The sequence below is a fragment of the Paenibacillus sp. W4I10 genome (assembly GCF_030816325.1).
Taxonomy (GTDB): Bacteria; Bacillota; Bacilli; order Paenibacillales; family Paenibacillaceae; genus Paenibacillus; species Paenibacillus amylolyticus_B.
This window is the reverse complement of record NZ_JAUSXX010000001.1, coordinates 4,807,031-4,825,985: the sequence shown is the minus strand read 5'-3', so window position 1 is coordinate 4,825,985 and position 18,955 is coordinate 4,807,031. Positions and strand designations below refer to the sequence as shown.

General features: G+C 48.9%; 15 protein-coding genes. 12 read left to right on the top strand and 3 right to left on the bottom strand.

The genetic code is table 11. The features are described 5' to 3' along the window. Positions 1-5 precede the first annotated feature (5 nt). Complete coding sequence (gene nagZ, locus QF049_RS21620; protein ID WP_307540517.1) at positions 6-1,721, top strand: beta-N-acetylhexosaminidase; 1,716 nt, start codon at positions 6-8, stop codon at positions 1,719-1,721. A 170-nt stretch (positions 1,722-1,891) separates the two neighbouring features. Here nagZ and QF049_RS21615 read toward each other — a convergent pair whose 3' ends face one another. Then, positions 1,892-3,292, bottom strand: a complete 1,401-nt coding sequence (locus QF049_RS21615; RefSeq protein WP_307540514.1) for a serine hydrolase domain-containing protein — start codon at positions 3,290-3,292, stop codon at positions 1,892-1,894. A gap of 267 nt (positions 3,293-3,559) precedes the next feature. Between QF049_RS21615 and QF049_RS21610 the strand changes: the two genes are divergently transcribed. Both QF049_RS21610 and QF049_RS21605 read left to right on the top strand, forming a co-directional pair. Further along, complete coding sequence (locus QF049_RS21610; protein WP_307540512.1) at positions 3,560-5,533, top strand: methyl-accepting chemotaxis protein; 1,974 nt, start codon at positions 3,560-3,562, stop codon at positions 5,531-5,533. Between the two features lie 219 nt (positions 5,534-5,752). After that, positions 5,753-6,949: a DUF2087 domain-containing protein gene (locus tag QF049_RS21605; RefSeq protein WP_307540510.1), complete on the top strand. Its 1,197-nt coding sequence runs from the start codon at positions 5,753-5,755 to the stop codon at positions 6,947-6,949. A 134-nt stretch (positions 6,950-7,083) separates the two neighbouring features. On the opposite strand, the gene QF049_RS21600 is transcribed toward QF049_RS21605, so the two are convergent. Further along, a complete protein-coding gene (locus QF049_RS21600; RefSeq protein WP_307540508.1) occupies positions 7,084-9,084 on the bottom strand; it encodes a methyl-accepting chemotaxis protein in 2,001 nt (666 codons plus the stop codon). A 438-nt stretch (positions 9,085-9,522) separates the two neighbouring features. On the opposite strand from QF049_RS21600, the gene QF049_RS21595 reads away from it, so the two are divergent. From QF049_RS21595 to QF049_RS21555, 9 genes are all read left to right on the top strand, one after another. After that, positions 9,523-10,227, top strand: coding sequence for an AzlC family ABC transporter permease (locus QF049_RS21595; protein ID WP_036616527.1), 705 nt, complete (start codon positions 9,523-9,525; stop codon positions 10,225-10,227). After that, entirely contained in the window at positions 10,218-10,547 is a 330-nt protein-coding gene (locus tag QF049_RS21590; RefSeq protein ID WP_091019970.1) for an AzlD domain-containing protein, read from the top strand. The genes QF049_RS21595 and QF049_RS21590 overlap by 10 nt, the downstream gene beginning before the upstream one ends. Before the next feature lie 289 nt (positions 10,548-10,836). After that, a complete protein-coding gene (locus QF049_RS21585; protein WP_307543368.1) occupies positions 10,837-11,634 on the top strand; it encodes an NAD-dependent epimerase/dehydratase family protein in 798 nt (265 codons plus the stop codon). Positions 11,635-11,749: 115 nt separating this feature from the next. Beyond that, positions 11,750-12,406: an SGNH/GDSL hydrolase family protein gene (locus tag QF049_RS21580; protein WP_017691078.1), complete on the top strand. Its 657-nt coding sequence runs from the start codon at positions 11,750-11,752 to the stop codon at positions 12,404-12,406. A 387-nt stretch (positions 12,407-12,793) separates the two neighbouring features. Further along, entirely contained in the window at positions 12,794-13,060 is a 267-nt protein-coding gene (locus QF049_RS21575) for a hypothetical protein (RefSeq protein ID WP_307540505.1), read from the top strand. After that, on the top strand, positions 13,041-13,718 hold the full coding sequence (locus QF049_RS21570; RefSeq protein ID WP_307540502.1) for a hypothetical protein: 678 nt from the start codon (positions 13,041-13,043) through the stop codon (positions 13,716-13,718). Before QF049_RS21575 ends, QF049_RS21570 begins: the two co-directional genes overlap by 20 nt. Next, a complete protein-coding gene (locus QF049_RS21565) occupies positions 13,600-14,697 on the top strand; it encodes a heparinase II/III domain-containing protein (RefSeq protein ID WP_307540500.1) in 1,098 nt (365 codons plus the stop codon). Before QF049_RS21570 ends, QF049_RS21565 begins: the two co-directional genes overlap by 119 nt. Next, entirely contained in the window at positions 14,690-16,642 is a 1,953-nt protein-coding gene (locus tag QF049_RS21560; RefSeq protein WP_307540498.1) for a glycosyl hydrolase, read from the top strand. Before QF049_RS21565 ends, QF049_RS21560 begins: the two co-directional genes overlap by 8 nt. 73 nt (positions 16,643-16,715) lie before the next feature. Then, complete coding sequence (locus tag QF049_RS21555) at positions 16,716-17,852, top strand: glycoside hydrolase family 88 protein (protein WP_307540496.1); 1,137 nt, start codon at positions 16,716-16,718, stop codon at positions 17,850-17,852. 322 nt (positions 17,853-18,174) lie between these two features. On the opposite strand, the gene QF049_RS21550 is transcribed toward QF049_RS21555, so the two are convergent. After that, positions 18,175-18,780, bottom strand: coding sequence for a methyltransferase domain-containing protein (locus tag QF049_RS21550; RefSeq protein WP_091019980.1), 606 nt, complete (start codon positions 18,778-18,780; stop codon positions 18,175-18,177). Positions 18,781-18,955: the final 175 nt, after the last annotated feature.

Sequence of the window (18,955 nt, the reverse complement as noted above, 5' to 3'; positions counted from 1 at the left end):
AATGAGTGGGCAAAAAAGAGTTATACCAGTCGAGGCTGAAACAGATGACTTTGCGTGAGAAAGTTGGGCAAATGCTGCTTTGTGGCTTTCATGGCACCGAAGCTGTTGGCGATGTGGAATCCTTTCTCCGAAAGTATCCAATCGGTGGCGTAATCTACTTTGCTCGCAACGTTGAGTCGCCAGAGCAGATAGAGCGGTTATCGTCAGGGTTACAGCAGATTGCCAAAAGCAGTGGTAATGTGCCGCTCTGGATCTCCATTGATCAGGAGGGCGGCATGGTTGCTCGAATTACCGAAGGGATCGCCTTGATGCCTGGACCAATGGCCATTGCCGCTGCCGGTTCCATTGACGATGCATATCAGGCGGCATATATCAGTGGGTTGGAGCTGAAGTCCATGGGTATTAACATGAACTTTGCTCCGGTATTGGATGTCAACAATAACGCCGCCAATCCGGTCATCGGTGTACGATCATTCGGCGAATCTCCACAATCGGTTGCAGACTATGGGGCCAGAACCATCGCGGGAATACAGGACGCTGGGATTGCAGCGACAGCCAAGCACTTCCCTGGGCATGGGGATACGGATACCGATTCCCATCTGGACCTCCCGATCATCACTCATGATCGTGAACGGGTAGAGCGCCTGGAGTTGATTCCATTCCGAGCCGCTATCGCCGAAGGTGTCGATGCCATGATGTCGGCGCATATTTATTTCCCTGCACTGGAACCAGAGCGTTTGCCCGTAACGCTATCGCATACTGTATTAAGCGGTCTGCTTCGCCAGGAACTGGGTTATGAGGGCATGATCGTGACAGATTGCATGGAGATGGATGCCATTGCTGTGAACTATGGCACTGTCGATGCAGCTGTGATGGCTGTAGAGGCCGGAGCGGATCTGGTGTTAATTAGCCATACGGCCAAGCTTCAGGCAGAAGCATTTGAAGCGTTGTTAGCAGCTGTGAGGAGCGGGCGGATTAACGAGAGACGTATTGATGAGTCGGTGAATCGCTTGCTGATGTACAAGGCGAAGCGTGGTTTACTGGAGAGTGGAATGGGCGGCGCAAGTGATGATGAAGTGAATATTGTAGTATCGAATGCATCATTGCCAAAGGCATCAAACGCTCCTGCTCTGTCCAGTTGGTCGGAGCGCAACAGTTCTTTACACCAAGAGGTTGCCCGCCGTATTAGCGAGAACAGTATCACACTGGTGCGCGATCAGCTGAATATGCTGCCTTTGAAGCCGGAACGCACGCTGGTCATAACGGTTGCCACGTCCGTGACGACAATTGCAGACGAACAGCTGACTCAGACGTTCACCTTGGGCTCAGCCTTATCCATCTATGGTCTGGATGTTGTCGATCTGACGGTCACGCCCGAGGAAGTCGCCATTCGTTCCGCACGTCTGCTTCAGGCAGCGGAAGCAGATGACATTCGGCAGATTGTGGTGGGAACCTACAATGCGGGAAGTCCCTCCGGCGATCCACAGTGCAGGCTGATTGGTTGGATACAGCAATTGAGTAAACCACTGGCTGTTGTGGCATTGCGAAGCCCCTATGATCTGCTGGCGCTTCCGGATGCCCAGGTCTATGTAGCGGCTTACGAGAGCCGGCCACTTGCCATGGATAGCGTCGCTCAGGCGCTGATGGGGCGCATTCCTTTTGCGGGGAAACTTCCTGTAACATTAAAGCAGACAGATGATGAAAGAGCGGATGTCTCCTAGGCAGTGATAAGAATATGAGTACATCTGCCTTTTGCAGGATGGAGAAGAGATGGATTGTGGGTTGAGCGAAACGGAAATGTGAGTCGTTAAAATGAAAACATATATAGAGCAAAGAGACGATCCTTTAAAGGACCGTCTCTTTGTGCTGTATATAAGCGATTAATTATAGATTATTGCAATTGCAGTGCTGCTGCTGTTTTGGTTTCAACTTCATCCAAAAGTGAAGTCATGTCCATACCTGCGTGGTTGCCGAGCAGGATAATGGTGATATCATCGGACAGATTACGTGAAAAGGCTGTAGCAAACCCGCCACCACTACCGTTGTGGAAGACGGTACGGTTGGTGCCATTCTCTTTGAGAATCCAGGCGTAGCCATAGTTTTTATCGGAGTAAGGCTCATACATCTGTTCAATCGTATCCTGGCTTAGAATCTTGTCCGTATACAGCGCACGATCCCATTTCAGCATATCGTCCACCGTGGAATAGATGGTTCCTGACCCGGATTGAGATACATAGTAAGGCGCAGTTACCCATGCGTTATTTTGTTGAACAAAACCACTAATCGTGTGCACTTTACGGGAAGCCTCTCCCGAATTCTTCATGCCAAGTGGCTTCAGTATCGTCTGTTGCACGTAGTCGGCATAACTCATGCCGGATACCTGTTCAACGACGTATGCAAGCAAGACATATCCGCTGTTGCTGTACAGATAGGCACTTCCTGGTTCAAACTTCAGCGTTTTGTGGCGAATCTCCTCTACAGTCTCTTCCATAGAAGTTCCTTCACCCCGACCAAATGCGGATGGCAGACCTGAAGTCTGGGATAACAGCATATGCAGTGTGATCTGATCTCCCTTCGGTATACCAGAAATATACTTGGAGATTGGATCTTGCACATTAATCTTACCATCCTCCACTAGACTCAGAATGGACGCGGCCGTAAAGGATTTGCTCAGCGATGCGATTCGGGTCTTCTGATCCGGGCGATTCAGCGTCTGTTCATCGGCAAGTCCGTAGCCTTGCTTTAGAAGCACTTCACCATCGCGGGCAATCAGAGCCATACCTGGATAGTTGATCTCGCGCAGATATGTATCCACGCTGGCAACCTTGCTATTCAGCAGGCTGACCTGATCAGTGACCATTTTTACACTCATCTGCCCCGTGGCTGTGCGTTGGACCTTGATGTCTGCCTTGATTGCATTAGCCATGGCCCGGATAGGTACCATCAACGTACCGTTAACGGTACGTGAATTCACACCTGTAGCCAGATCGACCTTGTTTACCTTAATGGAATTACTACCAGCCTGATGGATCAGCTTGTCTCTGCCAACGGTAATGGTAGCCGTCTTGGTGCGATTATCCCATTTCAACGTGCCTTTAACCGATGTGACCACATCCCGTAGTGGAACAAACGTTGAGCCTTTGATTATAAGTGGTGCGTTCTTCCAGGATTGTTGCTCACCATTCACTTCAATGTGAACTGCTTGCGTCGCCTGCGCTGCGGATGCCGTAATACCAGCTTGTCCCAGAATCGGGCCTGCGCACAGGATGAGCGCTAACAGAATGCGGAACATGGATGAATATAACGTGGAAATACGTTGTTTTTCATTTGACTTGCGTAAGATTTGAATCCTCTCCTTCCAATCGTTTCATGAATAGCCAGCTTATGAGCATTGTAAACGATCTCGCGTAGAGGGTCAAAACGATTAAGCGGATATAATCCATATCATCTGATCAGATCATTTAAATTAAATTTGTACTAATTTAGTATCTATACATAATATTTTTACAGCGATTGTCCGATAAAAGGATGGGTGAAGATTATGATGGGGGATAGTTAAATGAAGAAAAGGATTAAAAACTGGTTTACTTTAACCGTAAAAAAACGCCTGATCGCTGCATTGCTCTTGTTCCTGATTGTACCGAGCATTACCGTGGGATGGTTGTCTTATCAAAAAGCTGCTGAGCAGGTCAAAATGGAAATTATTCGTTCCGCACAAGCCAAAACAGAAATGCTTAGTCTGCAGATAAATCAAATGCTGGATATGGAGAAGGATAACGCAGCGCAGATGGCTGCGGGTATTACTTCAAAGGATATTATTAATAAATCCCCTGCACTGCAAAGGCAGATGGATCGGATGTCTCAGAATCATAAGGAATTGGGTGTACTCACCGCAGGTGCGGACGATGGCAGTTGGATGAAATCCCCAGAATCCGAGGAACAGAATTATGATCCTCGAGAACGTTCATGGTATAAGATGGGCATGTCTCAGGATGAACCTGTAATCTCAGACACGTTCCAGTCGGCTTCGACGGGTGAATGGGTTGTGACTGCGGCGGCCAAGCTGGCCGATGGCAAAGGGGTATTCGGGGCTAATGTCAGTCTCAATCATCTGAAAGAATCCGTAGATCAGATACGCATCGGTAAAGAAGGCAAACTGTACATGCTGGATAACGGTGGGAAGTTCCTGTTCCATTACAATATTGAATCCGGTACACAGTCGGATGAACCTTACATTAATGAGATGTATACGAAAGAAAGCGGAACCGTGAAGTATACATATGATGGTCACGAAGTGGAAGCTGTGTATTTCACCAATCCGGTGACAGGCTGGAAAATTGTTGGCGAGATGGTTCCTTCCGAAGCAACTGAAGCCGTAATGCCTATTTTGATTCGTTCCATTACAATTGTGGCATCTGCATTGGTTATTGGGCTGATTCTGCTTGTTTTCATTATTCGCAGCATTCATCGGCCATTACTGCAATTAACACAGGCAGCATCGAAAGTAAGTGCCGGGGATCTCACCGTTCGGGTAGGTTTGCAGCGCCGGGATGAGTTCGGACTGCTTGGAGAAAGTTTCGACACGATGACGACTTCACTGCGTAATGTGCTTGGAGAGGTACATGATACGTCCAGCCAGCTGGCGGCATCTTCGGAAGAGCTGATGGCAAGTTCGGAGCAGACATCGAAAGCCACAGAACAGGTGGCTGAACTGATGCAGGATGCAGCTGCGGGAACGACTTTGCAGAACAATAGTCTTGCTGCTACAGGCCAACTCGTAGGCGAAATGTCCATTGGAGTCAAAGAAATCTCATCAAGTGCTGAAGACACCGCTCGTATCGCTCTGGATGCTTCCACCAAGTCGGAAGCGGGCATGGTGACAGTGGAAGAAGCAGTTACCCATATTCAGCAGGTGAATGACGAGAGCAAAGCCATGTCTGTGGTCATTGAGGATCTGCGCGCGAAAAATGAAGAGATTCTGGTGATTGTGGCCGAGATTACGGCCATTGCCAAGCAGACGAACATTCTCGCATTGAATGCATCCATTGAAGCTTCAAGAGCTGGCGAGCAAGGGCGCGGATTCGCGGTCGTAGCCAACGAAGTGAAGACACTGGCTCACAGTTCAGGTGCTTCAGCCGAGCGGATTAATGTGCTTATGCATGAGATGCAGGAGAAAACCAATGCGGTGCAATCCACTTTTGCCCGTACGGGAGAAGGTATGGTGAAGAGTTCGCAGATGGTTACAGAAGCGGGCGAAGCATTCCATAACATTCGCACTGCGGTACAGTTGGTGGCTGCACAAGCTGGAGAAGTATCCGCGGCTTCCCGTCAAATTGATGGTGGCATGAGTCATGTCAACAAGGCAGTAAGTGATACCATGGTTCTGTCGGACAGAATTGCCTCTGGAACGGAAGATGGATCAGCGGCGGCTCAAGAGCAGTTGGCTACAATGGAAGAGGTTGCAGCTTCTTCGGCAGCATTGTCACGTATGGCTGAAGATCTGCAAAGCATGATTGAACGTTTTAAGTTGTAACAGGGATTGAAATGAGACTGCAGGGTTGCGATCCTGCGGTCTTTTTTCTGTTGAGCAAAAGGGTATCCGTTATGTCTTTAAACACAGCATTCTTTTCCATTATATTGACATACAATAAACAAAATTATATTATGTCTATAAATGAACAAACATAATTATGAAATATTTGATTATTATACGGTTGAAATGACCATAACAATGATAAAAAGGAGCTTTGTCATGAAATCATCGGAATCCTGGTTGCAAACCGCTTCATTGGAAGAGATCAAGCGTGGTTATATGGAGGAGGGTGCAGCCTATATATGTGTCTGCTGCGGATACAGGACGGAAGCGGGGATTATCTATCCTGAAGAAGGAGTGCTCTATGAGGCAGCCCGTTATATGCGAGTGCATATTGAGAAGGTTCATGGATCGGTATTTGAATATTTGCTGGAGCTGGATAAAAGCGTAACCGGATTGTCTGATGTCCAGCGTGGATTGCTGGCCCAGTTTCATGAAGGAAAGAAGGATTCTGAAGTACAGAAGGCCCTTGGTATAGGGAGTGCCTCCACGATCCGGAATCATCGGTTTGTATTAAAGGAGAAGGAACGGCAGGCCAAGATATTCCTGGCATTAATGGAACTTCTCAAAAGCAAGGATACCCAGGCTCCAGCCGAATGGGTGTCGCCGGTCACAATACATGGACATACGATCCATCGTGATTCATTTGATATTACAGAACATGATCGGGAAAAGGTGCTGAAAAAGTATTTTCCAGAGGGTACCGGCGGTCCGCTGACGACGTTTCATATGCAGCAAAAGCATAAATATATCGTGCTCACCGAAATTGCCAAACGATTCGAGACAGAGCGCCAATATTCCGAAAAACAGGTCAATGAGCTGCTGAAGGAAGTTAATGATGATTACGTGGAAATACGGAGGTATCTCATCGATTATGGTTTGCTGGAACGTGAGTCAGACGGCAGTCAGTATTGGGTGGGAAGCCGCGCAGATCAACAGAGCGCCGGAGATGGAAAACAGGAACGTAAAGAAAAGGGGGAGCAGGAGAAGATGAATCGTCGCAAAGAATTGCAGGAACAGGCCAAAGAAGTCAAAACGGAAGCAGGCGTCTACCAGATTCGAAATGAACGTAACGGCAAAGTTTATATCGACAGCACACTTAACCTGAAAACCATTAACGGACAACGGTTTATGTTACAGATGGGTAGCCATCTGAATCGAAGGTTGCAGGCTGAATGGAATGAATATGGAGAGAATGCGTTTGTGATCGAAGTGCTGGAGACATTGAAGCAAGATGACAACCCGTATTACGATCCCAAAGATGCACTCGCCAAATGTCTGAATCGCTGGTTTGAACAGTTAGAGCCCTACGGAGATCAAGGGTACCACGGAGATAAAAAGCAATCTGCTGAATAGGAGAGTCATTTACTTTCTAAATTTCATGGCCTTTCATTACCAAAAAGCCCCCTTGCCAATATGATGGCAAAGGGGCTTTTGGTGTTACAGACTACTTATTAAATAAGTTGAACTAATCTTTTGCACGATAACGATTACAGCTTGAATTGTTCCACCAGCTTCTGCAGCTTGTGAGCCAGATGGGCAAGGGAATCAGCAGAGGATGATATCTCCTGCATGGAAGCCACTTGCTCCTCCGTAGCTGCAGAGATGTTCTCCGTTCCATCTGCATTGGTTTCCGATATGGCGTGGATCTGATCAATGGACTGCACCACTTCGGCTGTACTTGCAGACATCTGCTGTGAGGCAGCTGCAATGTTCTCAAGCTGATGATTAACGACCCCAACAGCCTCACTAATCTGGGCAAAAGCTTCATCTGCAAACTGAACGGCACGAATGCCGTTGCTTACATCCTGTTGCCCGATCTGTACATTGTGATTGGCCAATGAAATCTCCTGTTGAATCGCTCCGACCATCTCTACAATCTTCTGGCCTGAAAGGCTGGATTGTTCCGCCAGCTTGCGGACTTCGCTGGCAACAACGGAGAAGCCACGTCCATGCTCACCTGCACGTGCTGCTTCAATAGAAGCATTGAGAGCAAGCAAATTGGTTTGTGCAGCGATATCTGTAATGACAGATACCATCTCACCAATGGATGTGGAATGCTGTCCAAGTCGTCCAGCAGTATCTGCCATACCTTGCACAAAGCGACTCACGGAACTCATCTCGGATACGGCCGTCTGCATGGTTGCATTCCCTTTATCCGCGAGCTCACTTGCTTGCATGGCAGCTTCGGATACTTGCTGTGTGCTGTTCGTTACCTGTCCTACACCTTCAGCAAGCTCATTCATCTGTAGTGCCGTATGTTTCAGGCTGCTTGTTTGTTTCTCAAGTCCAGCTGCGGATTCTTCCGTGATCAAGGCGACTTGCTCTGTTGCTTTGGTTGTCTCCGATGAGTTGACTGCCAATTGTGTGGATGAGGCGGTTAACTCGTCAGCCGTGTGTCGTACGTCCTGAATAACGGTTCGCAAGGATTCACTCATTTTATTGAAGCTGGTGCTCAGCTTGCCGAATTCATCCTGTCCCAATACAGCAACCTCGATGGTCAGATTACCATTACTAATTTCGTCAGATGCCTTCACCAAGCGGTTCAGTGGTTTGGTGATGGATTGCACAATCCAGAAAATAATGATGGAGCTAACAGCAATTGCAATCGCTACAACAATAAGTGTGGTGTATAGGATCGGACGGACAGAAGCCGTCACTTCCCCACTGTCAATGACACCAACCACGGTCCAGCCCGTCGTTTCATTGGTGGAGAAAAAGGCGTGTTCCTGGTTTCCGTTTAGTGTATAGGTCAGACTTCCGTTTTTCTGTGCAAAAATATCTTTATAGGGTGCCATGGTTCCTTCGGTCCCCGGTTTTTCGGTAGGATGTACAATGATTTTATTGGCATTATCAATGATATAGACATAACCCTTCTCGCCAATCTTGGTGGAATTAACCGTCTTCGAGAGGGCTTCAAGCGACAGGCTGACAGAGACAACACCGTGGCCATCCGCTGAGGTCTGAGCTACCGAAGCAACAACATTGCCGGTATTGCTTGATAAGTAGGGGGTGATTACGGTAGGGACATCTTTGTTTTGCGTAGCAGCCTGATACCACGGGCGTTCGCGCGGGTCATATCCTTCTTTGTTCACCGCAGTTACAGGGGAGTTAATATACACGCCCTGATCGGTACCGATGGAGGCAAGTTCCACGTCATCATGGGTTTCCTTATACGCGTCGAGCAAGGTACGGATGGTATCTGTTTCGTCACCCTGATTGGGTCCGACATTGCCTGCATCCAGCTGACTTGCCAGGAAATCAACATTTTTGCGTGTTGCACCAATGATCTGGTCAATGGTCTGGTTGAGCACAGTAACATTGCTAATTGCGTTTTCATACATTTTCTCTTCGACCTTGGCATCGGCTGTTTGAAACGAGATAATGCCCAGACTGATTGTGGGAATGAGTAGTACGATGGCAAATGACAAAATCAGTTTCTCTCTCATCTGCAGCGTTCTTTTGGCCCCTTGTTTACGAATCTTCTTCATACACATTCCCCCTCTGTGTCATCCAACCATTTCCTGGTGGATATATCCAATCTGGTAAAGTTTCCAACATTTCCAGAAGTTTCTGGTGCTATCGTATGACAAAATTCGAGTTTATTCAACATTATTTATGCGTTTTATGAAAATATTTTTCGGTTTTGTAGGTATTTAGAATTACATCTGTTCTATAAAAAGTAAACTGTCTCTCCCTTAGTGCACATCTTGTGGTATATTTCTGAATTAATGTGAAATGAATTTTGCAAATTGTGAAATCCACAAGGCACGTACCTGATCATGTTGAATACACAAAGAAGTTGTTTTCATGAAGAATGGATCTGGATGGAGCTACATCCATATATATCGGTTTATGGAGACAGAAATTGGAGAGGGGTTGTACCGCAGTTGGACCAAAGTACACTACAGATATCTGGACAGGAGAACATGGAAGAGGTCCAGGATCAGGCTACATTCATGCAGGGGGTCAAAGATTGTATCCCAACCCTGCTTGGTTATTTAAGTATTGGCTTTGCGGCGGGTGTCATTGAAATGACCGCAGGTCTGAGTCTGGCGGAAACGGCGCTGCTCAGCCTGATTTTATATGCAGGATCGGCCCAGTTCATTGCAGCGGGCATGCTCGCATCGAATGGGTCAGCAGTAGCTATCATGTTCACCATATTTTTTGTGAATCTTCGTCATTTGCTGCTCAGCGCAGCTGTTTCACCGTATTTTCGGCATCTGACCCCGCTTAAAAATATGTGGATCGGTTCATTGCTTACGGATGAGTCTTTCGGTGTGGCGATGACACGTGCGATTGGCAGGGAAAGGCTCAGTGAACGCTGGATGCACGGTCTGAATATTACCGCATATCTGAACTGGTTCGTGGCTAATATGGCGGGAGCGTACTTTGGACGCTGGATCACCAATCCGGAACGACTGGGCCTGGATTATGCCCTGCCAGCGATGTTTATTGGACTGGTTGTACTCCAGTTGGTGCATCGCAAAAACAAAAAAATACACATTAATGTGGCGATCATCGCTGTGGTCTGTGTAATCTTCGCCAGCATGGCTTCACTGGGCAGCATGAGTGTCATTGTGGCTGCGGTCATTGCGGCAACGATGGGAGTGTTCATGGAACGATGGAAGTAAGATGGGATGTATTCTGGATTATTATGGGGTCAGCGCTGTTAACATTTATCCCGCGTGTACTGCCACTGATGTTGTTCAGCAAGATACAGATTCCGGTGTGGTTGTTACGCTGGCTTGAGTATGTACCTGTAGCGGTCATGGCAGCACTGATTGGTCAGGAACTGTTCATGTCGGACAACCAGTTGGTGCCGATTACGCAAAATGCAGCTCTGTGGGCATCTCTGCCTACGATTGCAGTAGCTATTTGGACACGCAGTCTGCTGGGAACCGTATTGGTTGGTATTGTGGCTATGATGATTCTGCGATATTGGATCGGATAGTTGAACTAAAGAATATTTACACTAACCACTTCGATGACAGAACAACCTTCCGATCACTGTTATCCCCAGATTTTTTAATTCACTTTTATAAAGGTGAAAATCTTGGGATAAAGGCGAACGCTCCGCTTCTTCAGGTTCTTTCTGTCCTCTACGTTCTCGTGTAAATGGCTAGTTCAACTTATATAGGTTGTATTGTAAAATCCGGTAATTCCTTCGCCTGATCGGTTAATACTGTTCTATAGAGGACAGATAGCCTATCTGAGCGAAGGGAGCTGGATTCATGAGTGAACTGAAGCGCAAGCTGTTAATTACGGGAGCTGCAGGAGTCATTGGTCGCAGTCTGCTGGAGGGGCTGAGAGCCAAGGGTGCGTATGACATCGTTGCAGCTGATTTGCGTGAAGACGAGGAAGCTGGCATTGTAGCCATGGATGTAACAGATGGGGGACGCCTGAAGGAACTGATGCAGGGGGTTCACACCGTTCTGCACATTGCATGGGCCAAGGATGAGGAAGATTTTCTGGGCAAAGTTCTGCCGATCAACGTAACCGGAGCCTACCATGTGTATGAAGCCGCACGGTTGAACGGTGTTCGGCGGGTGATCTTCGCAAGTTCCAACCATGCAACAGGCTTCTATCCTACTGGTGAAGATATTGAAGTGGATGACCCGTACCGACCGGACAGCTTCTATGGACTTAGCAAATGTTATATTGAACTGCTGGGACGTTATTACGTTGACAAATATGACCTGTCCTCATTCAACATTCGGATTGGAAACTTCTCAGGTGATACATACCCGCACTCGGAGCGCTCGGCTCATATTTGGATATCACCAAGGGACATGGTCCAGCTCGCTGAGTGCTGTATTGAAGCAGATCCAGATATGAAGTATCTGAATCTGTATGGGACTTCTGCGAATACAGATAATTACTATGATATTAGCTATCTGGCGCAGAAGATTGGATACCGCCCACAGGATGATGCAGCCGAGTTGTGGGAAGAGGCAAAGCTTAGAGGCGTACCCGACAAACAGGATGAGACAGCCTATCAGGGCGGAGGCCATGTGGAGAAAGAACCAAAAGATTCATAAGATGGCGACACTCAGTGATGAAAACGCTATTTTCTATTGTAGCCGAAAGGGATAAAATGGAGACTGAGGTGTTCAGTGTTTCCATTTTGCACAAGAGGAAGGAACGATTTCAATCATGAGTACAAGTCCATCCGTTATATTGTTTCAGGGAGACTCGATTACAGATGGGGGAAGATCACGCAATGATGATCCGAATCATTTTCTCGGACACGGATATGCGTATCTAATCTCCAGCAAACTGGGTATGGAACTGGCGGGTAAGCAAAAAACCTTCTATAACAGAGGCATCAGCGGGGATCGGGCATCCGATCTGTACGCACGCTGGAATGAGGATACCATTAGTCTAAAACCGGACCTGATCAGCATCCTGATTGGGGTGAATGATGCCTGGCGCACGATGAATGGTGAACCTAGCGGGGTAACGGATCGTTTCGGACGGGCGTATCGCCATTTGCTCGAGGAAACTCGGGAAGTGATGCCGGATACGGGGCTGATTTTGATGGAACCGTTTATTCTGAGAACCGGAGCGACCGCGGAGAAATGGGAAGCCTGGGAAGAGTATATCGGTCAATATCAGAAACTGGCCCAAGGTCTTGCTGAGGAATTTGGAGCTGTGTGGGTGCCATTGCAGCAGACGTTTAATGACGCTCTGAAACAGGCGGATGCAGCGTACTGGTTATGGGATGGCGTACACCCAACCGCAGCAGGTCATGAGCTGATTGCACGCCAATGGTTGTCTGTTGTGCAGAATTCTCCGCTTGCGATTGTGTAACAACAACGGACAGTTGCGATATGGGCAGCAGCACTATAGGTATACAGGATTAGTTGAGGATATAAGATAGTTAAGAATATGAGATAGCCATAAAAAGCCTGTGGAGAGGCAGAATGCAACGAAGGACCTGACGAAGGTCCTTCGTTTTTTTTGTGTTGGGAAGGAGAAGGACATCACGTCGTGGAAAGGGTTCTAATGGATAATTCTTCAAAAGTGCTATTATATCCGGTAAAATGAAATCGATTACATTATAATATGGGTATGACAATCCATTAACGGAGAGTGGTGAATCCAGTGGAAGATTCCATTCACGAAGTCGAAAATGAAAATATAAACCAACGTGGAAACGAGAGCAGAACATTGAGTTCCTTAAGTGCCGACAGACTCTTGGAGAAGTTATCCCGGCCTGAATTGGCTACGTTATACACAGACTTGAAGGCTTACGCTGAACGTGCCTTGAAAGAACCCATGCCTTCCTTGTCGTTCCGTCTATATCGACAGTTCAGCGAGACGGGTGAGCGGAAAGCTTATGAGCAGGCTTATTTCGATCGAAGGGGCAGGTTGGCTGCTGTGGCGATGCTCGCATTGGATTCGGCTAGGCCGGATGCACTGCAAGCGCTGGAGGAAATGTTGTGTGTGGAACGTGTGTGGTGAGTATACGTGGTGCTTGCCCGCACATCTGGGTACGGGAGAGGTTGGTCAGGTGAATGGAAACATTGATCTGTTCGCCGCAGAGACAGTACATATGCTGGCCGAGATTGTGACAATTCACGCCGAGCGGCTCGATCGCCTTGTCATAGAACGGATCAGGTTTGAAGCAGAACGGCGAATCTTCATCCCGCTTTACCGGGAGCAACGGAAGTTCCACTGGCAGACAGCGGATCACAACTGGTCGGCAGTTTGTGGTGGCTGCTGTGGCATGGCCGCATTGTTGCTGCTCGAGGATGAGTCCACACTACAGGAATCGATCTCCCATACGGTCAGCTGTATGAACGCATTCTTGAGCGGTTATGGCGAGGATGGCGGCTGCGCCGAAGGTATTGGATATTGGGTATATGGCTTTGGTTATTTCACCTATTATGCCGAGATGCTTCGTCAGTACAGTGAGGGCGAACTAGATCTGCTGACGGGTTCCAAAAATAACAGCTATCGCAGCCTTCCCGCTGCGAGTTCATCTGTCAGGCGGAACATTCGTGAATTATTCGGACAGTGCCGAGCAGGAAGACATTCCTTCCGGACTACTCTCTCTGCTCGCGTCCCGGGTTGGGTTGCAGGTGGATCTGCCGCTTCATATTCCACTCCTTACAGATGATCCCTGTCATCGCTGGGCTCATCTGTTGCGGAACGTGATGTGGAGCGATCCGGCAGTGTATGGTGGTGAAGGTGCCTCTGGGCAGTTTGAACGGGGATTTATTTTTCAAAATCTGGGCTGGATGATTGCAAAAGGCTCGCTCGATTCCCGGGATACAAAACATGCGAACGGCGCACCCCTTCATGTGGCTATTTCCGTTAAAGGTGGGCATAACGATGAACCTCACAACCATAATGATCTGGGGCAGTTCATTATCCATTGCGGTGGTGAGAATATTCTGTGTGATCCAGGAGCAGGGTTGTACAGCCAAGCGTATTTTGCACCAGGCAGGGAGCAACTGTTCCACATCTCGTCATCCGGTCATAACGTTCCGCTCATTGAAGGCCAGGAGCAATGCTCCGGTCGGCAAGCACAGGCCCGTGTGTTAGAGGCAAAGCTGGCAGAGGGTAGCGGTGAGCTGAATACAACATTGGATCTGACATCCGCTTACTCTGGGGTAGCTTCACTGGCTCGTTATACGCGCCAATTTCATTGGAAGATGGCTTCTGAAGGTAGCGGGAATGGGGCGGAATTGCGTCTCATTGACCGTTTTCAATGGAAGAGCAGGATGGTGCTTTCGGCAGAACGATTCTCTTCGGTGGATGATTCAGATGCAGGATGTTCGAGCGTAGTGGAGCGCTGGATGAGTAGAGTACAACCTGAGGTGGTGAAGAGTGGTAACCTTCGCTGGCAAGGTGTGCATGGAACGGTCCATATGACGTATGATGCGAACCAGTGGCAGGTTTTTACGGAGGTTATGAAAACAGTTGATCATGACAATGTCCCAGTCACATTCTATCGGACGTCACTATCATGGACAGGTGTGATTGATGAGACGGATGTTCGGACAGAACGCCCTAATCCGCTTGAAACGGTATGTGAGGTACACTTCATCATTGAACCGAAAATGGGAGAAACCGAGGTGAGCATGCGTGAGTAAATATACATCTGCGTCCACGTATCCATGGAAAGATGAACTCGAACGTTACCATACATTGGCAGAACAAGCGGGCCCCGCTCCGGCAGACGGCTGGAATCGGGAGCGCAAGTTGGCACTTGTTGAAAGTGTTGTTCGCGCTTACACACCATATCAGGACAGCCAAGGTGCAATTATCGACCCGTTCTCGGGTGTGGAGAGATATTATTCTACACCGGCCTATGCGATGGCTGCGGCAGTTTTGGTTGATGCAGGGCGTACAGATTTGCTCCAATCCGCAGCAATAGCCCTGTCACAGAGCATTGATGCCGTGGTGAATCGTAGTGCACCAGACAATCACCCTGATTTTTATCCAGTGCTAATGATGAGAGCTTATATGTTGTTGAAGTCACATCTGCCTGAACAAGCACAGATTTGGGCTGAAGCACTCAAGACGATCCATCCTGAACAAGATTATGTATTTACGATGAGCAAGATGAACAATCCCAATCGTATGATTAACTGGAACGCCATTATGATCTCTGGCGAATATCTGCGGTGGCATGAACAGCTGGCAAGTGAAGATACAGCGTGGATGGATCGTTATCTGGAAGCTTATCATGTGCCCCGTTTTACGGCTCTCGGGTTGTATCAGGATGGACCGCTGGACCGCCCGAATTGTCCATTTTCCTATGATATTGCCACCCGTTATCACCTTGGGATGATGCTTGAGGCGGGTTACGAGGGAGCCACTGCCGATAGGTTACGTGAGCAGCTGCGCCATGGTGCCTTCAGCTCGCTACTGACGCTCTCACCGCTAGGCGAGATTCCACCGCGTGGCCGCAGCTCCCAGCACCAGTGGAATGAAGCGGCAGCAGCTTATGTATGTTCTACACATGCAACGCAGGCTCTGGAGGCGGGAGATCCGGTGATGGCGGGTGCTTTTGCACGTGCGACCAATCGGTGTTTTGCTGCTGTAGAGCGCTGGAAAATGGATGATGGGCGCCTGAAAATCGTGCGCAATGAATACGCGCCAGAAGATCGGCACGGGTATGAAATCTATACCAACCATACGTGTTACAACCTGTGGACAGCAGCAGCACTGTCCCACGCCTGTCTCAGTGATCCGGGAGACGATGTGAGCGAAGTGTACCTTCCTTCCGAGTTAGGCAGCAGGGTTTTGCAGACTGATGGGTGGTTCGAGACCGTAATTGCATCCGTACCTGGTCAGCAACTGGTATTACACACGGCAATGAATGATCCTTATACGATCCCTGGTTTGGTACGGATTCAGCAGACGGGGTTACCTGGTCTGATTGGTCCGTCCGCTGCCAGCCATGTGCAGGCCGGATTCACGGAATTTGCCGAAGGGGCGGTTCGTCCGCTCAGCTACTGTCCTGCCTGGAAGACACCAGATGGGGTATGGCACAGTCTTGCAGAGGGTATTCCGTCTGGTGGTGCATATGATCGGGATGTTGGATTAGACCCTGCTCAGGGAGGTGGGTCAATCGTGTATGAAAAAGTGGGCCAGGATACGCCGAATCAAGTAGAGGGACATCTGGCGGAAACAGCGGCGGAAGAGAGAGTAAACACCTCCGAGAATTCTTTTGCTGTGACATGGGTTGGTCCCTTGCCTGGCGTGGAAACATTGCGCACTCATTATGTGCAGCAGGCAGACTTGCTGACCATAACGTATGAATTCGAAGGTGAGATCACGGCGGCAGGTGCACTCATTCCGTTGATGTTCCATGATGGCCGTGAACAGGCGGTGATTACCCATACGGATCATAGTGTGCGAACGGAGTATCGGGGGGCCTATGTAGAATCTACAGCGCTGGATCAGGGAGCCATTATTCATCTGGAAGAGCAGGCTGTGGCTTCCCGTAATGGGTTGCTGAAGGAAGCGCGAATTGAAGTGAGCGGAGCCCGTAGTCTGACATTTTCGATCCGATTGGGCGAGTTTAACTGAAGGTGTTGAGGTTGAGGATGAGCTGGAGCATCAAGCATAGATGTCTGGTATTGAATCGAGGAGGGATATGTTCATGAACACATCAACGTCGGTAAAATGGACCGAGGAAGCGTGGCAACAGGGGGCTGCCAAGACAATTCGGAATGCAAAGCGGATTAAGGATACATTTCCACACATTGCCCCACAAGGGATGTATGATCGGAATGATCCGGAATGGTGGACAGCAGGTTTCTGGCCTGGATTGTTATGGCTGGTCTATGGGGATGCGCCGGAAAGTGAAGCGGCGGCTTCGCTACATCGCATTGCCGAAAGCTGTGAGCGGCAACTGGAGGGTTGTCTACGTGATCCCGAATCGGTGGATCACGATCTGGGGTTCATCTGGCTGCTTAGTGGCGTAGCCAACTACCGCCAGACGGGCAGCATGGATGGACGGCGGCGTGGCATGCTTGCCGCCAATCTGCTCGCTGCCCGGTTCCACGTGCGCGGTGAGTTCATCCGCGCCTGGAACTTCAGCTCGTCAGCAATGGATACGCGCGGCGTAGCCATCATTGACAGCATGATGAACCTTCCGCTGCTCTACTGGGCATCCGAGCAGAGCGGCGACCCTCGCTTCCGCTGGCTGGCGGAAGCTCATGCGGACACCGTGGCGCGCGAATTCATCCGCGCTGACGGGTCCATCTGCCACGTGGTGGAGTTTGATCCACACACGGGGCAGAAGCTGCGAGAGCATGGCGGACAGGGCCATGCTCCAGGTTCCGCCTGGGCGCGGGGGACCGCCTGGGCGTTGCACGGGTTTGCGCTGTCTTTCCGGTATACGGGCGAAGCCCGATATCTGGAGACAGCGGAGCGTGCGGCCGATTTCTTCCTCGCCATGCTTGGCGAAGAGATCGTGCCGGTGTGGGATTTCCGCGCACCTGCGGAGCATCAGGTGGCGTGGGACTCGTCCGCTGCGGCGATTGCCGCGAGCGGGTTGCTTGAGCTGGCGAAGCTGTCGCCACGCGGGGAAACCTATGCCGCCGCGGGAGAACGTATCGTCCGCGGGTTGCATGAGCACTATAGCTCCGGCGACTCGGCAGCGGAAGAAGGTCTGATCATGCAGGGAACGGTGCATTACCCGGAAGGGCGAGGGTTGAATGTGCCGATTATATACGGCGATTATTTCTATATGGAAGCGCTGGCGAAGCTGCGTGGACATGCGGGGTTATTTTAAAAGAAGAATTGAGAACTACGGGTTGGAAGAACCGAAGGTGAGAACTGATTAGTAAGGTATTAGTGTTATGAGCCTTCGAGTTGTTAGCAAACCATCATCACCTGTCCGCATAGAGCTGTCTCCAGTATCAGGAACGATATTCCTTCTATTGGAGACGGAGTATATCTAAGTTTGAGCTTTGAATAGAAAATCAAGGTGAGCGGACAGGCGGATGGTGTACATAATCGAAGGAGGACAAAAGAATATCTGGCCTATGAATACTCATTCTTACGGGTCCAGTTGGGGTGCAGACTTAGTTATGCTTTACTGAAAAAATCGCTTTTCACTTCGAAGGCGTACGTCTCAGGATGACAAAGTCGGCAGAAGATTGATCTGGATAGCGCTGCGGAATAATCTCATGAACTTTGAAATCAGGGTAGTCGAAGAGATATTCGAACAGATTACGGTCCTGGATTGTATCAATCCCCGGGTTGCCGTTTTCTTTCAAACGGGTGTAAAGCACCACCCATGCTGTTGAGGAGTGCAGAATATCATAGAGGGTATTACGAAAATCTGTTTCATCCGTGATGTGATATAACACATCCAGACAGACCGTCAGATCGGCTTGCAGGAAACCTCGGTTAATCCATAGTCCTGGTGTATACAGCATGAAACTCTTGGAAGAATCCTTGGCAAATTGGGAAGCACAACGCTTTACTGAAGAAGCCGCTACATCCACGCCCAGGTAGTCCTCATAATTCATGTATTGCAACTGGTTGCCATCCCCACATCCAAACTCAATGACACGATGAATCCCTTCACGTTGAATCAGTCCGTTCACGACCTCGGCCTTGAATTCAGCCAAAACCCCGTATGAACCCCTCCCGGAAGTTTCACCCGAACGATATGTTTCCTCCCAATACCCGATGTAATCAAAAGGCTGACGCATTATGTTTCCTCCAATCCTGTTAAAAGAAGTTCAAGACAGTCAATATACATAGGTATGCGCAATATTCGCAGGTATGATCGGTTGAAACAGGAATAGAAGATAAATTAATTTCCATAGAATTCCCTGAAAATTTCCTGAAAGTCTAAACATCTGGAAAGGACTTGCCGACATAAAA